The following is a 13,492-nucleotide window of genomic DNA, read 5'->3' as shown; positions in this document are numbered from 1 at the left end:
GACTCAGCGGATCTCGACGCTGTAGCGGAAGTGTCTGGCATGGCCACGGGAGCGCCGCCATTCCAGCGGCCGACCGGCGTAGTCGCGGGCCAGTCGCTCGATCACCACCACCGGGCTGTCGGGCTCGATCTGCAACAGTCGTGCATGCACTTCGCCCACGGCTTCGGCGGTGAGGGTTTCCTCGGCACAGGCGACCACCTGGCCGCACAGCGCTTCGTAGATCGGATAAAGCAGCGGCCCCTGGCGATCCAGGTCGACCGTCAGCAGGGCCTGGAACGGCGCTTGCGGCAGCCAGATTTCCTCGGCCAGCAGCGGTGTGCCTTCCAGCAACCGCAGGCGGACCAGGCGGATCACTTCGGCCTCGGGCGGCAGCCCCAGTGCCTGGCTGACGGCGGAAGGTGCGGGCAGGGAATCGACGGTGAGGATCCGGCTTTCCGGCATCTGCCGTTCACCGGCCAGGCTCTGGAAGCGGAAAAAGCGGAACAGCGAAGACTGGAACTGCGGGCGGCGGATAAAGGTGCCGCGGCCCTGCTGGCGTTCGAGGATGCCTTCCTCCACCAGCTTGTCGATGGCCTTGCGCACGGTGCCGATGGACAGCTGGTACTCGCCGGCCAGTACGGCTTCGGTGGGAATCGCTTCGCCCGGACGCCAGCGGTTGTTGGCAATCTGCCGGGCCAGCTCGTCGCGCAGGCGTTGATAGAGCGGAAGACGTTCGTCGCTGGAAAGTGTGTTCATTTTTGTAGTTATCCAGTCATCTATATGAATTTTTCCCGAGTATTCTCCTTGAACGAGACAGCGTCAAGTCGCAGACCGATCACTGGTCGTCAACGCCGCATGTCTTTGCCCTCCCCCAATCCGACACTGTTCGCTGATCGAACACTAAAGCGCGCGGTTTGCGCCGGGTTGATTGCTGGCATTTGACTTGGATTAACCAGTTAGTACATTTTATCCAAACAGACCCGAATGCCTTGCGGTCGACGCCAAGAACAACAACGGAGACTCCCCTGATGCCGCCTATCGTGCTGGTGCTCAACGGCCCCAACCTGAACCTGCTCGGAACCCGCGAGCCGGCCACCTACGGCCATGAAACCCTGGCGGACATTTCCGCCTTGTGCGGTCGTACCGCCACCGAGTTGGGCCTGACCGTGGAATTTCGCCAGACCAACCATGAAGGCGAACTGCTGGACTGGATCCACGCGGCGCGCGGGCGTTGCGCCGGAATCATCATCAACCCGGCCGCCTGGACCCACACCTCGGTGGCGATCCGCGATGCACTGGTGACCAGCGAGTTGCCGGTGATCGAAGTGCACCTGTCCAACGTCCATGCCCGCGAACCGTTCCGCCATCACTCGTTCGTCTCATCCATCGCCAAGGCGGTGATGTGCGGCTTCGGCAGCCACGGTTATCGCCTGGCGCTGGACTATTTCAGCCAGACATTGAAGGGGTGAGCGCAATGTCCCGGAGCAATAGCACCAGCGTACTGGCCGGACTGATCGGCGCCGGTATCCAGGGTTCGCGCACGCCCGCCCTGCATGAGCACGAAGGCGATGCCCAGGGCTTGCGTTACCTGTATCGGCTGATCGACCTGGATCAGCTGCAACTGGGCATCGATGCCCTGCCCGACCTGCTGCTGGCCGCCGAGCGCATGGCATTCACCGGCCTGAACATCACCTTTCCCTGCAAGCAGGCGATCATTCCGTTGCTCGACGAATTGTCCCCCGAGGCACGGGGGATTGGCGCGGTGAATACCGTGGTGCTCAAGGACGGCAAGAGGGTGGGCCACAACACCGACTGCCTGGGCTTCGCCGAAGGCTTTCGGCGCGGGCTCGAGGGCGTCGCGGTGGAGCACGTGGTGCAGATGGGGGCCGGCGGCGCGGGGGCGGCGGTGGCTCATGCGCTGCTCGCCGAAGGTGTGCGGCAACTGACGATATTCGATGTCGACAGCGACCGTGCGCGCAGCCTGGCGGACAACCTCAACCGGCATTTCGATGGCGGCCGGGCCAGGGCCGGAAGCGACCTGGCCGCCGCCATGGCCCGTGCCGATGGCCTGGTGAATACCACCCCCATGGGCATGGTCAAGCTGCCGGGCATGCCGGTGCCGCTGGAACTGCTGCGGGCCGCACTGTGGGTGGCGGAGATCGTCTACTTCCCCCTGGAAACCGAACTGCTGCGCAACGCCCGCGCCCTGGGTTGCCGCACGCTCGATGGCGGCACCATGGCCGTGTTCCAGGCGGTGAAGGCGTTCGAACTGTTCAGTGGCGTGATACCGGATACGCAGCGGATGGTGGAGCACTTTCAGCGCCTATAAGGCTCACCGGGGTGAGTNNACTCACCCCGGTGAGCCTTATGGGTCAGAAAGTCCAACACAGGCCAGCCCGACGCTGCAAGCCAGGGAAGCTCAGGCACCGGATCCCGGGCCCGCCGATAACCGGAACGCTGGTGCCATGCTCTCTTGCTCGCGTCTCGACAGTCCCAGCGCGTCCGCCACCGTCGGCCACTGCCTGACCACTTCCTGAAAGTCCGCGATGATTTCGTCGGCCTCCGCGCGCCGTACCCGGAAATATCCGGCGACTTCCCGAGCAAGTTCAAGGTCCAGGGCATTGTCCGCATCGGTGATATTGAGTTTCAAGCCATCGGCATGCGCAACCGGGTTCAGGTCGTAGGCCGCGGACAACCGCCAACCTCGACCCGGCTCAAGGATGAAGCCATGGTTAAGCAAGTGATCGTCCGTGTTGGACACCAGGAGGTTGAAGACAATACGCGACCACAGTTCCCGCAGATCCGCGTTCGTTTGCGCCCCTTGCCGTATCAACACCTCTGCCAACTCCAGATAGCTCGCGCCCACGGATGCGTCATCGCCATCAATCCGATCGGTCAGGGTCATGGCCGAAGCAAAATGCAGCCGCCCTCCCGCCTCCGTCCGGTCAAAACGCTTGACCATGAAACAGTGATGATCGCTGGCGAAACGATGGGCCATGCCGCTTGCCACCCGCAGCCCACAACTGTTGCCGAGGGCGTTGACCACCATCTCCCAGCCACCGACGTCATAATCGTCACGCACGCTCGGAAACTTGGCGATCCACAGATGCCCGCTATCATCGACGACACTCGCTTTCGGCCTGGCGCCGCCCAGGGAGCCTCCTGGCGCAATCAACATTCTCAACCAGTCGCGCCCGTCGGGCGAGGTGTTGTCCGGATCGCTTTCCAGCGCACGGCTGGCCCGCTCCAGGGCCCGCAACTCCACGAAAGGCGGAGCGGCGACGCCATCGCGATCATCCAGAAACCCACCTTCGTCATTGAGCCTGTAGCGAATGGCTCCCACGCGATAAAGATCGTGGACGCCCAGCAGAAAATCCGACTCGTGAAGCTTGCTCCCCCTGGGAACCAGCCCTTCGCGGATATCCCGTTCCAGGCGGCGCTTCATCAGCAGTTGCCCCCAACGATCAGGACTCGAGTCGGCAAATACGCCAAACCGGCTCTGATGCTGTCCAGGGTACTGAGCACCCTCGAAGAGCCCGATACGAGGATCCAGTGGGGTGCTACTCAATCCGGGATCCTTCAGTGCCCCGGAGTCATACTCAAACTCGAACACATCGGCAGCCCGAGCTCTCCTGACGTGCAACATGCCCAGGCGTCGGGGTCCCCCCAGCCCTTCCCAATCGGCATACACCGCAATCTCAGTCATTCGTCACCTGTCGCAGGTTTGCGCTTTGGTCTCTTCGCCAACATGCTGGATAGCTTCTGCGACACCAATTGGGATAGCGCTTGTGTATTGCTGGAGAATTCAACCGGGGGATCTATCGGGTAATCGGGGGCGGACTCCTGGACGGCCCCCCCCATCGGGTCGACCGGCTGCCCCGGGGCTACCAGGGAGGACGGGGCACGTCCGCTCCTGCTTCCCGAGCGGGCTGGCCGGACAAGCTGGGCATCCTGCAGATGGCGGCCGACTTCATCGGCGGCGGCAACCTTGACCAGATCCTTTTCCAGCCCAAGTACCTGCATCACCGAGAGGTAAGCCCCTATCGTCACTCCCGCGCCGCCCGACTCCAGGGAGCGCAAGGTCATCAGGGACATTCCGGCGCGCTCGGCAACCTGCTTGGCGGTCAGCTTGCGACGTAGACGGGCAAGCTTGAGCCGCTCCCCAAGATCAGCGAGCAATTGGCTGGTGGCCGGTAGCAGCGGCGCAGTCTTCTTGGCCATGATGCTATTATTCCTTCACTTCCTGAAGATAACTGCCAGAATAATAGCACTCCGTTGATTCTACTGCGGTAAAATCGGACAACAGGCATGGCAGCGCCCGTCCCCGGACAATCGATCACGCCTGCAGATACCTCAACACCGACTCGCAGATCATCTCCCGATGCCGCGCCTTGATCTGCTCGTCCGGCAAGTCGATCTGGAAGATCTCACCGATGGTATGGCGGTTCGAGACCCGGTAGAAACAGAACGAACTCACCAGCAGATGCACGTCCAGCGGGTCCAGGCCGCTGCGGAACAGTCCCTGCTGCGCGCCCCGTTGCAGGATCTCGCCCAGCGCGCCGAGGATGGTCACGTTCATCGAGCGGATCGCCCGGGACTGCTTGACGTACTCGCCCTTGTGGATGTTTTCGATGCTGACGATCCGCACGAAATCGACATTGCGGTCGTGGTGGTCGAAGGTGAACTCGACCATCCGCCGAATCGCCTCGCGCGGTTCCAGTTCCGTCAGGTGCAGGCGACTCTCGGTGCTGCGAATCTCGCCGTAGAGTTTCTCCAGCACCTCGACGTAGAGCTGCTCCTTGCTGCCGAAGTAGTAATAGATCATCCGTTTCGAGGTGTGGGTCCGCTCGGCGATCGCGTCGACCCGCGCACCGGAAAGCCCCTGCTGGACGAACTCGACAATCGCTTCCTGGAGGATGTTCTCGCGGGTCTTCTCTGGATTGTTCTTGCGACTCTTGCGCGGCGCGGCGGCGGGTACGGTCAAGGACACGTCAGGCGCGGCGGGAAGTTCTGAAGTCATGGTCATTCCGGGTTCACGGCCTTTTCAGCAGATGCTGGCGATTATGGGCTGCGTCCCACGGCGAAGGAAGCGGGCAGACAGGCCAATACCCATCTCCCGCACCCCACGGAGCTAAAGCCGGGCCTGACGCACGGCCCCGCTGCGGGACTTGGCCATCGCCGCCAGGCGCACCGCGACATTCGCCGCGCCATAGCCGGCATAACCGCCCTTGCGTTGCAATATCTCGAAGAAGAACCGCCCTTCGAACGGCTCGGTATAGACGTGGAACAGCTCACCCCCCTGGGCATCGCGGTCATACAGCACGTTGTAGTAGGCCAGTTCGCTGAGGAACTCGTCATCGAAATCGAAGCGCGCCGCCAGGTCGTCGTAGTAGTTGAGGGGGATATCCAGCAGCGCCACGCCCGCCTCTTTCGCCCGGCTGACCTCGGCGAAAATATCGTCGCAGTCAAAGGCGATATGGTGCACGCCGGAACCACGGTAGCTCGACAGCGCATGGGAAATCGCTGTGTTGCGGTTCTCGGAAATATTCAGCGGCAGGCGGATCGAACTGCAGCGACTGCGCAGCGCCCGGCTCTTCACCAGACCATAGGGATCGGGCAGTACCACTTCATCGTCGGCCTCGAAATCCAGCAGGCTCTTGTAGAACAGCACCCAACTGTCGAGGCTGTCGGCCGGCAGCGCCATGGCCATGTGGTCGATGCGCTTGAGACCGGCCCGCGTCGGCGCGAGGGGTAACAGGTTGAAATCGGTGGCGTAGAGTTTCTGCCCGGCAGCCTCCTTGTCCACCAGATAGATCAGGCTGCCATCCGGCGCACGCACCGCCGCCAGTTCCAGCTCGTTGGGACCGACCAGGCCGCGATAAGGCTGGCCCTTGTAGGCTATCGCCCGGGATAGCGCACTGGCGCTGTCGTTGACCCGGATCGCCGTGGCGCACAGGGACGGGCCATGGGCCTCGAAGAAATTGTGGGCGAAGGAATACGGTTCGCCATTGAGGATCAGGTTGATATCGCCCTGGCGCAACAGGCTGACGTTTTTCGAGCGGTGCTGCCCGGCCCGGGCAAAACCCAGGCGCTCCAGCCACTGGGTCAGCCTGGCGCCGAGGGTTTCGTCCACGGCGAACTCGAGGAACTCGATACCCTCGTTTTCACTGACCGGCGGCGGCGCGAACAGGCTGTCGAGATGAGCGACCGGCTCATTCCGCTGGAGCAGGCGCTCGCGGGTTTTCTCCTCCAGATAGAGCAGGGAACGCAAGCCATCGGCGGCATTGGCCCGGGGCGGCGCGGCGCGGAAACCATCGTTGAAGATTTCCAGGGACAGCGGCCCGGTATAGCCACTCTTGATGATCGGCGCGAGAAAACCCGGCAGGTCGAATTCGCCCTGCCCCGGAAAGCAGCGGAAATGCCGGCTCCACTCCAGGACATCCATCGCCAGGATCGGCGCGTCGGCCATCTGCACGAAGAAAATCTTGTCGCCTGGGATCTGCGCGATGGCGCTCGGATCACCCTTGAGCGAGAGCGTATGGAAGCTGTCGAGCAACACTCCGAGGCTTGGATGATCGGCCTCGCGGACAATGTCCCAGACCTGCTGGTAGGTGTTGACGTGTCGTCCCCAGGCCAGGGCCTCGTAGCCGATCCGCAGGCCTCGGGCACCGGCGCGTTCGGCCAGCAGATGCAGATCGTCGACCAGGATCTGCCGGTTGCCCAGGCTGTCGGCCGCGGCATTGCTGCATACCAGGACCAGGTCGGTGCCCAGTTCCTGCATCAGGTCGAACTTGCGCTCGGCCCGCTCCAGGTTGCGCGCCAGGCGATCGCGGCGGCAGCCTTCGAAATCGCGAAAAGGCTGGAACAGGGTAATGGCGATGCCCAGGTCCGCGCACATCTGGCGGATTTCCCGGGGGCTGCCGTCGTAGTACAGCAGGTCGTTTTCAAAGATTTCCACGCCATCAAACCCGGCGGCGGCAATGGCTTCGAGTTTTTCCGGCAAGGTGCCGCTCAGGGAAACGGTGGCAATGGAACGCTGCATAAGTGGACTCCTGGCGGTGGTGTTTTTGTTGAGTAACGTTCCAGCCACAACAACAGAAGCCGGGGCAGTTGTGGGAGCGGGCTTGCCCGCGAAGGGGACCCTGGGATCGCTAGAAGCTTCGCGGGCAAGCCCGCTCCCACAGGGGAATCCCATCGCCCTCAGGCAACCGGATTGATTATTGAGGCAGAGGAAGCCGGACAGCAATCAAAGTGTACGAACTGGTTAGTTTTGTGTGCGATTATCGACCACAAAGGCCCACGGCGAATTGACGGTTTTTTGCTCACTGCGCACCATCGTCCAGGCCAAGGCAAAGCTTCAAATACTGCAGAAACCCACCCAGACAATTCCAAGAAACGGGTAATCGCTCATGCTCTCGACTTCACAAAGCTCCCCTGCCACCCAGGGCAGCGCCCGCGGCGGTATCGCCGACAAGATCCGCGGCGCCATGGCCGTCGGCACGACCCGCTGGGGCATGCTGGCCCTGGTGTTCTTCGCCACCACCCTGAACTACATCGACCGCGCCGCCCTGGGCGTCATGCAGCCCATCCTCGCCAAGGAAATGAGCTGGACGGCGATGGACTATGCCAACATCAACTTCTGGTTCCAGGTCGGCTACGCCGTCGGTTTCGTCCTGCAAGGGCGGTTGATCGACAAGGTCGGCGTGAAGCGGGTGTTCTTCTTCGCCGTGCTGCTGTGGAGCCTGGCAACCGGCGCCCACGGCCTGGCGACCTCGGCGGCGGGCTTCATGATCTGCCGCTTCATCCTCGGCCTGACCGAAGCCGCCAACTATCCGGCCTGCGTGAAAACCACCCGCCTGTGGTTCCCCGCCGGCGAACGGGCGGTGGCCACCGGTATCTTCAATGCCGGGACCAATGTCGGTGCGATGTTCACGCCAATGCTGTTGCCCCTGGTCCTGCAGGTCTGGGGCTGGCAGGCGGCGTTCCTGTGCATGGCGGCGCTGGGCGGGATCTGGCTGCTGTTCTGGGGCCTGAAGTACTTCAACCCGGAAGATCATCCGTCGGTGAAACCGGCGGAACTGGCGTATATCCAGAAGGAAGTCGAACCGACGCAACCCGCCGTGCCCTTCTCGCGGATCCTGCGCATGCGCGGCACCTGGGCCTTCGCCCTGGCCTACTCGCTCACCGCGCCGGTGTTCTGGTTCTACCTGTACTGGCTGCCGCCGTTCCTCAACCAGCAGTACAACCTGGGCATCAGCGTGACGCAGATGGGCATCCCGCTGATCATCATCTACCTGACCGCCGACTTCGGCAGCGTCGGCGGCGGCATTCTCTCGTCGTTCCTGATCGGCCGCGGGATCAACCCGATCCGTGCCCGCCTGCTGTCGATGCTGCTGTTCGCCTGCTGCATCATCGGCGTGGTGATGGCAGCCGGCTCCAGCCACCTGTGGGTCGCCGTGGGCGCTATCTCCCTGGCCATCGGCGCGCACCAGGCCTGGACGGCGAACATCTGGAGCCTGGTGATGGACTACACCCCCAAGCACATGATGAGCACGGTGTTCGGCTTCGGCGGCATGTGCGCGGCCATCGGCGGCATGTTCATGACCCAGCTGGTGGGCTATATCCTGACCACCACGAACAACAACTACGCGGTGCTGTTCACGCTGATTCCGGCAATGTACTTCCTGGCACTGACCTGGCTGTACTTCATGGCTCCGCGCAAGATTCCGAAACTGGTCGATTGATCTCGACATGGTCGAAGGTTGGGCCAGGCTTGCTGGCCTGTTCGCGGGCAAGCCCGTCCCTGATCGTTCCCACGCTCCGCGTGGGAATGCAGCCCGTGACGCTCTGCGTCACAACAACGGACGCGGAGCGTCCAGAGAGGCATTCCCACGCAGAGCGTGGGAACGATCATCGACGTCAGAAATCGAAAAACACCGTCTCGCCTTCACCCTGGATACGAATATCGAAACGGTAGGCCGTCTTGCCGTTCACTTCACAGCGCTGGGCTATCAGGGTTTCCCGGCGCTGCGGTTGCTCGATCAGGTTGATCACCGGGCATTTCGCGTTGGCCTCGGCCTCGTCGGAGAAGTACAGGCGGGTCTGCAGGTGGATATTGATCCCCCGGGCAAACAGCGAGACGTTGATATGCGGCGCCATCGGCACACCGGCCGCGTTGTTCACCACGCCCGGCTTGATGGTCGCCAGCGTCCACTCCCCGGCATCGAAGGTGGTCGCCGTGCGGCCGAAGCTGTTGAAGGCCTTCTCGGAATCGAAGGCCTTGTCGTAGACGCCTTCGTGGTTGGCTTGCCAGAACTCCAGGAAGGAATCGCGCACCAGGTGGCCGTTGCCGTCATAGACATTGCCCAGCAACAGGATATGTTCGCCGGGCGCTCCGGGCCTGGCCATTTCATTCCAGATTTCCTCCGGACGGGGCGGGTTGCCGGCCGCCGCCAGCGCCAGGCCGATATGCACATAGGGACCGGCGGTCTGCGACGGGGTTTCGGCAAGCAATTGAACAGGCATGGTCGGTCTCCTCAGCAGTTTTCGAAGTGGGTCTTGCGCTGACCGCGCAACACGATGTCAAAGCGATACGCCAGGCAATCCATCGGATTGGCGTTGCCCATGTCCAGGCGCGCAATCAGGCTCTGCACCGCTTCGGCGCTAGCGATCGACTTGACGATGGGGCACATCGGGATCAACGGATCGCCTTCGAAGTACAGCTGGGTGATCAAGCGCGTGGCAATCGACGGTCCGCTGATGGACACGTGGATATGCGCCGGGCGCCAGTCGTTCGGACCATTGCGCCATGGATAGGGCCCGGGCTTGACGGTGCGGAAGCTGTAGTAGCCGTCCCGGTCGGTCAGCGCCCGACCGACGCCGCCGAAGTTCGGGTCCAGGGGCGCCAGGTAGCGATCGTTCTTGTGCCGATAACGTCCGCCGGCATTGGCCTGCCAGATTTCCACCAGGGTATGGGGAATCGGCTGGCCGTACTGGTCGCAGACCCGGCCGGCAAGAATGATGCGCTCGCCCACCGGCAAGCCGCCATTGTTGAAATTGAGCAGCAAGTCGTTATCGAAACGACCGAATTTCAGATGGGAAAAGTCCGGACCGGTGCTTTCACTGACCGATTGCGGGATGCTCACCAACGCCTGGCGCGGAGAACGGGCGATGGACGTCTTGTAATCAGGGGTCAGGGCTTTCGGGTGCCAATTACGGTCACGAATGACAAAACGACGGCTGTCTGCTTCAGACATGTCGATCTCCTGTTGTTTTTATGGGGAAAAGCAGCGGCAAGCTACACGGTATGAATCATGCGCTTGCAGCGTGCCCCAACAGCGAACCGCTGAATATTGAAAAGCCGCGTCACACTCATAACCAGATGGTTATGGATAACGGCCCTCGCGATACGCCTGCCCCACTTCCCGCAACATCTCCACCGACCATTGCGCGGCCAGCGACAACGGCAGGCTGGCATTGCTCGAAATGCCCACCGAGCCACCCGGCTCGCGCTGGCCCAAGTCAATCTCGTATAACTCGCCACGCGCCAGATCCAGGCGCACGGCATCCAGCGGCGCGATCCATAGCGCCTCACTGGACAACACATAGCGTCGACTCAAGGCCACCGACAGGGTTTCCAGACGCTGCCGCGACTGACGGATGCCGCACTGCACGAACAAGCTGTCGGCAAACTTGCGGATGGTGGTGCCCGCCAACGGCAGGACCAGGGGGAAGTTTTCCACGCTGCGGCGATCCAGAGCCCCGTTCAAGAGTGGATGATCGGGCCGCGCCACCAGGGTCATGGATTCGCTGTACAGGTGCTCGAAGGTCAGCCCCTGGATCTCCGGGCTGTCAGTCATGCGCCCGACCACCAGATCGACATCGCCGACCCGCAACTGCGAGAGCAGATAGGCGCTCGGCCCGGTCACCACACTCACCACCAGCGCCGGGTGCCGCTCGTGCAGGCGCCGCACCACCTCCGGCATCAACAGGCTTTCCACCGTCGACAACACCCCGAGCCGCACCACGCCCGCGGCGTATTCACCCTCACGCAGGGCCTGCACGCCTTCACGCAAGGTCTGCACCGAAGGCCCGGCATAACGCAGGAAAGCCACCCCGGCCTCGGTCAGGCTGATACCGTTTTTGCTGCGCACGAACAGACGGGTCTCCAGCAGCGCTTCCAGCTCCTTGAGGGTCTTCGACATCGCCGGCTGGCTCACCGCCAGGACATCCGCCGCCCGCGCCAGGCTGCCCTGGCGGGCCATTTCGAGAAAACACACGAGGTGACGGAATTTGATCCGGGTGTCGATATTCACGAGGTGAGCGGCTCCGCTGCGGGTCAGGACAGGTGCAATTGTGTCCGATATTAGCCGTCAGCGGCGGCTTCTGAACCAAATCCCCTGGCCGACCTCTATCTGCATGGCCTGACGACCGGACTGGCGGCTATCCCACCCAGCAGCAACACTCATCTGCACAACAAACAGAGGATTCCCACATGCTTTGGAAAAAAGGAAGGCGCAGCGACAACGTGGTGGATGCTCGTGATGACAACAATGCTGGAGGTGGCGGACTGCGTTTCGGCGGCGGCAAGGGCTTGAGCCTGACAGCCGTGGTGCTGATTGTCGGCATCGGCTTGCTCACGGGCCAGGACCCGATGCAGATTCTCGGACAACTCAGCGGGCAACTGACCCAGCAGCAATCCGCCCCCGTCAGCCCGCAAACCCGGCAGTCAGCGCCGGCCAACGACGAGCAGGCGGATTTCGTCCGGGCCATTCTCGGCGACACCGAAGATACCTGGGGCCAGATCTTCCAGCAGGCCGGACGCCAATACAAGGAACCGACGCTGGTGCTGTTCCGCGGCCAGGTCAGCTCCGCCTGCGGCCTGGCGTCCTCGGCCACCGGGCCGTTCTATTGCCCGGCGGACCAGCGGGTCTACCTCGACCTGGACTTCTTCCGCGAGATGTCCCAACGCTTCAAGGCCGCCGGGGACTTTGCCCAGGCCTACGTGATCGCCCATGAAGTCGGCCATCACGTGCAGACCCTGCTCGGGGTCTCCGCCAAGATGCAGGCCGCCCGCCAGCAAGGGCGCAAGATGGAAGGCGACGGCGGCCTGCTGGTACGCCAGGAGCTGCAGGCCGACTGCCTGGCCGGGGTCTGGGCCTGGCACGCGCAGAAACGCCTGAACTGGCTCGAACCCGGCGATATCGAAGAAGCCTTGAATGCCGCCAATGCAATCGGTGATGATCGCCTCCAGCAGCAGGGTCAGGGACGCGTGGTGCCGGACTCCTTCACTCACGGCACCTCTGCTCAACGGGTGCGCTGGTTCAAGACCGGCTTCGCTCAAGGGCAACTCAACCAATGCGATACCTTCGCCGCCAAGAGTCTGTGAATGAACAAAACACTGTTTGGATCATTGTTGTTGGGTATGTGCGTCATCGGGGGCCAGGTGCAGGCCGCTGAACACGGGGTCAAGGAAGTCAGCCCCAATCATCTGAAACTGTCGGCCGGCGAGTTGAGCGTCGGCCTCAACCGCGACTGGCTGGGGCCGATGCCGGATGTGCAGCGGGTACTGATCATCGTCCACGGGCGGTTGCGCAACGCCATGACCTACCTCAACAGCGCCGAGACCGCCGCGGCCCAGGCCGGCCAGGACAGCAACACGCTGATCATCGCGCCGCAGTTCCTCAACGAAAGCGATGTACGACGCAATCACCTGCCGGACAACCTGCTGCGCTGGCAAGGCAATGACTGGATGGCCGGAGAGGCCTCCACAGGCCCTTCGGCCATGAGCTCCTATGCCGCACTGGACGAAGTCCTGCAGCGTCTGGGCAATCGGAAAAAATTCCCGGCACTGCGTGAAGTGGTGATTGCCGGGCACTCCGGCGGCGGCCAGGTGGTGCAACGTTATGCGCTGGTGGGACATGGCGACACGCAACTGGCCGGCAGCGGTATCAAGTTGCGTTATGTGATCGCCAACCCGTCGTCCTATGCCTATTTCAATGCGCAGCGACCGGTGGCGGGGTTCAATCCGTCATCCTGCCCGGGATTCAACGACTGGAAGTACGGCCTGCAGAACCTGCCGTCCTATGCCATGGGACAGTCGCCGGCGCAGTTGGAAAAGGCTTATGTGCAGCGCGATATCACCTACCTGCTGGGCCAGCAGGACACCGACCCGAACCACCCGGCCCTGGACAAGAGCTGCGAGGCGGAGGCCCAGGGCCCGTATCGGCTGATTCGCGGACATAACTACTTCGCCTACCTGCAGCAACGTCACCCGCAAGGGCTGGCGCAGACCCTGGTTGAAGTGCCCGGGGTCGGGCATAACGGCGACGGGATGTTCACCTCGCCACAGGGACAGAAAGCGTTGTTCCAGCGTTAAGGGTTTGCGGTGCGGGCAGTGAGATCGAGGCTGCCTGCAGTGGCCTCTTCGCTGGCAAGCCAGCTCTCACATGGGATCGTATTGTGGCATCTTGCGCGATCCACTGTAGGAGCAGGGCTTGCCAGCGAACAGGGC

13 protein-coding genes are annotated in these 13,492 nt (G+C 62.6%); 5 read left to right on the top strand and 8 right to left on the bottom strand.

All coding sequences use genetic code 11. The annotated features are described in order from the left end of the window. Window positions 1–3: 3 nt before the first annotated feature. A complete protein-coding gene (locus HX851_RS02790; protein WP_177064906.1) occupies window positions 4–735 on the bottom strand; it encodes a GntR family transcriptional regulator in 732 nt (243 codons plus the stop codon). 272 nt (window positions 736–1,007) lie between these two features. Here HX851_RS02790 and aroQ point away from each other — a divergent pair, with 272 nt between their 5' ends. Together aroQ and HX851_RS02780 are read left to right on the top strand one after the other, a co-directional pair. Next, window positions 1,008–1,448: a type II 3-dehydroquinate dehydratase gene (aroQ, locus tag HX851_RS02785; protein WP_177064904.1), complete on the top strand. Its 441-nt coding sequence runs from the start codon at window positions 1,008–1,010 to the stop codon at window positions 1,446–1,448. 5 nt (window positions 1,449–1,453) lie between these two features. Next, window positions 1,454–2,308 (top strand): shikimate dehydrogenase, encoded by an 855-nt coding sequence (locus HX851_RS02780; RefSeq protein ID WP_177062928.1) that lies wholly within the window; start codon window positions 1,454–1,456, stop codon window positions 2,306–2,308. A gap of 90 nt (window positions 2,309–2,398) precedes the next feature. On the opposite strand, the gene HX851_RS02775 is transcribed toward HX851_RS02780, so the two are convergent. The 4 genes from HX851_RS02775 to quiC form a co-directional block, all read right to left on the bottom strand. Further along, on the bottom strand, window positions 2,399–3,685 hold the full coding sequence (locus HX851_RS02775; RefSeq protein ID WP_177064902.1) for a type II toxin-antitoxin system HipA family toxin: 1,287 nt from the start codon (window positions 3,683–3,685) through the stop codon (window positions 2,399–2,401). Next, complete coding sequence (locus HX851_RS02770) at window positions 3,682–4,200, bottom strand: helix-turn-helix domain-containing protein (RefSeq protein WP_177064901.1); 519 nt, start codon at window positions 4,198–4,200, stop codon at window positions 3,682–3,684. Before HX851_RS02770 ends, HX851_RS02775 begins: the two co-directional genes overlap by 4 nt. 115 nt (window positions 4,201–4,315) lie before the next feature. Then, complete coding sequence (locus HX851_RS02765) at window positions 4,316–5,005, bottom strand: TetR/AcrR family transcriptional regulator (protein ID WP_177064898.1); 690 nt, start codon at window positions 5,003–5,005, stop codon at window positions 4,316–4,318. A gap of 105 nt (window positions 5,006–5,110) precedes the next feature. Beyond that, on the bottom strand, window positions 5,111–7,021 hold the full coding sequence (gene quiC / locus HX851_RS02760; RefSeq protein WP_177064896.1) for a 3-dehydroshikimate dehydratase QuiC: 1,911 nt from the start codon (window positions 7,019–7,021) through the stop codon (window positions 5,111–5,113). A gap of 445 nt (window positions 7,022–7,466) precedes the next feature. Here quiC and HX851_RS02755 point away from each other — a divergent pair, with 445 nt between their 5' ends. Then, on the top strand, window positions 7,467–8,723 hold the full coding sequence (locus HX851_RS02755; RefSeq protein WP_256262799.1) for an MFS transporter: 1,257 nt from the start codon (window positions 7,467–7,469) through the stop codon (window positions 8,721–8,723). A gap of 175 nt (window positions 8,724–8,898) precedes the next feature. Here HX851_RS02755 and pcaG read toward each other — a convergent pair whose 3' ends face one another. The 3 genes from pcaG to pcaQ all read right to left on the bottom strand — a co-directional run bounded on the left by pcaG (window position 8,899) and on the right by pcaQ (window position 11,294). Further along, on the bottom strand, window positions 8,899–9,504 hold the full coding sequence (gene pcaG / locus HX851_RS02750; RefSeq protein WP_177062922.1) for a protocatechuate 3,4-dioxygenase subunit alpha: 606 nt from the start codon (window positions 9,502–9,504) through the stop codon (window positions 8,899–8,901). A gap of 11 nt (window positions 9,505–9,515) precedes the next feature. Then, window positions 9,516–10,235, bottom strand: a complete 720-nt coding sequence (pcaH, locus tag HX851_RS02745; RefSeq protein ID WP_177064892.1) for a protocatechuate 3,4-dioxygenase subunit beta — start codon at window positions 10,233–10,235, stop codon at window positions 9,516–9,518. A 129-nt stretch (window positions 10,236–10,364) separates the two neighbouring features. Further along, complete coding sequence (gene pcaQ, locus HX851_RS02740; protein ID WP_177062920.1) at window positions 10,365–11,294, bottom strand: pca operon transcription factor PcaQ; 930 nt, start codon at window positions 11,292–11,294, stop codon at window positions 10,365–10,367. Between the two features lie 179 nt (window positions 11,295–11,473). Between pcaQ and ypfJ the strand changes: the two genes are divergently transcribed. Next, window positions 11,474–12,367, top strand: a complete 894-nt coding sequence (ypfJ, locus tag HX851_RS02735; RefSeq protein ID WP_177064890.1) for a KPN_02809 family neutral zinc metallopeptidase — start codon at window positions 11,474–11,476, stop codon at window positions 12,365–12,367. Then, window positions 12,368–13,357, top strand: a complete 990-nt coding sequence (locus HX851_RS02730) for an alpha/beta hydrolase (protein WP_177062918.1) — start codon at window positions 12,368–12,370, stop codon at window positions 13,355–13,357. Window positions 13,358–13,492 lie beyond the last annotated feature (135 nt).

The sequence above is a fragment of the Pseudomonas gingeri genome, from assembly GCF_013385635.1.
GTDB classification, from domain to species: Bacteria; Pseudomonadota; Gammaproteobacteria; order Pseudomonadales; family Pseudomonadaceae; genus Aquipseudomonas; species Aquipseudomonas gingeri_A.
Note: the sequence above shows the minus strand (reverse complement) of the source record. Positions and strands in the feature narration are given on the sequence as shown.

Coding starts and splice junctions, on each gene's coding strand:
- HX851_RS02765 (WP_177064898.1), bottom strand. CDS start 5,005: ATGACCATGACTTCAGAACTTCCCGCCGCGCCTGACGTGTCCTTGACC.
- aroQ (WP_177064904.1), top strand. CDS start 1,008: ATGCCGCCTATCGTGCTGGTGCTCAACGGCCCCAACCTGAACCTGCTC.
- pcaH (WP_177064892.1), bottom strand. CDS start 10,235: ATGTCTGAAGCAGACAGCCGTCGTTTTGTCATTCGTGACCGTAATTGG.
- ypfJ (WP_177064890.1), top strand. CDS start 11,474: ATGCTTTGGAAAAAAGGAAGGCGCAGCGACAACGTGGTGGATGCTCGT.
- quiC (WP_177064896.1), bottom strand. CDS start 7,021: ATGCAGCGTTCCATTGCCACCGTTTCCCTGAGCGGCACCTTGCCGGAA.
- HX851_RS02770 (WP_177064901.1), bottom strand. CDS start 4,200: ATGGCCAAGAAGACTGCGCCGCTGCTACCGGCCACCAGCCAATTGCTC.
- HX851_RS02790 (WP_177064906.1), bottom strand. CDS start 735: ATGAACACACTTTCCAGCGACGAACGTCTTCCGCTCTATCAACGCCTG.
- pcaG (WP_177062922.1), bottom strand. CDS start 9,504: ATGCCTGTTCAATTGCTTGCCGAAACCCCGTCGCAGACCGCCGGTCCC.
- HX851_RS02730 (WP_177062918.1), top strand. CDS start 12,368: ATGAACAAAACACTGTTTGGATCATTGTTGTTGGGTATGTGCGTCATC.
- HX851_RS02775 (WP_177064902.1), bottom strand. CDS start 3,685: ATGACTGAGATTGCGGTGTATGCCGATTGGGAAGGGCTGGGGGGACCC.
- HX851_RS02755 (WP_256262799.1), top strand. CDS start 7,467: ATGGCCGTCGGCACGACCCGCTGGGGCATGCTGGCCCTGGTGTTCTTC.
- HX851_RS02780 (WP_177062928.1), top strand. CDS start 1,454: ATGTCCCGGAGCAATAGCACCAGCGTACTGGCCGGACTGATCGGCGCC.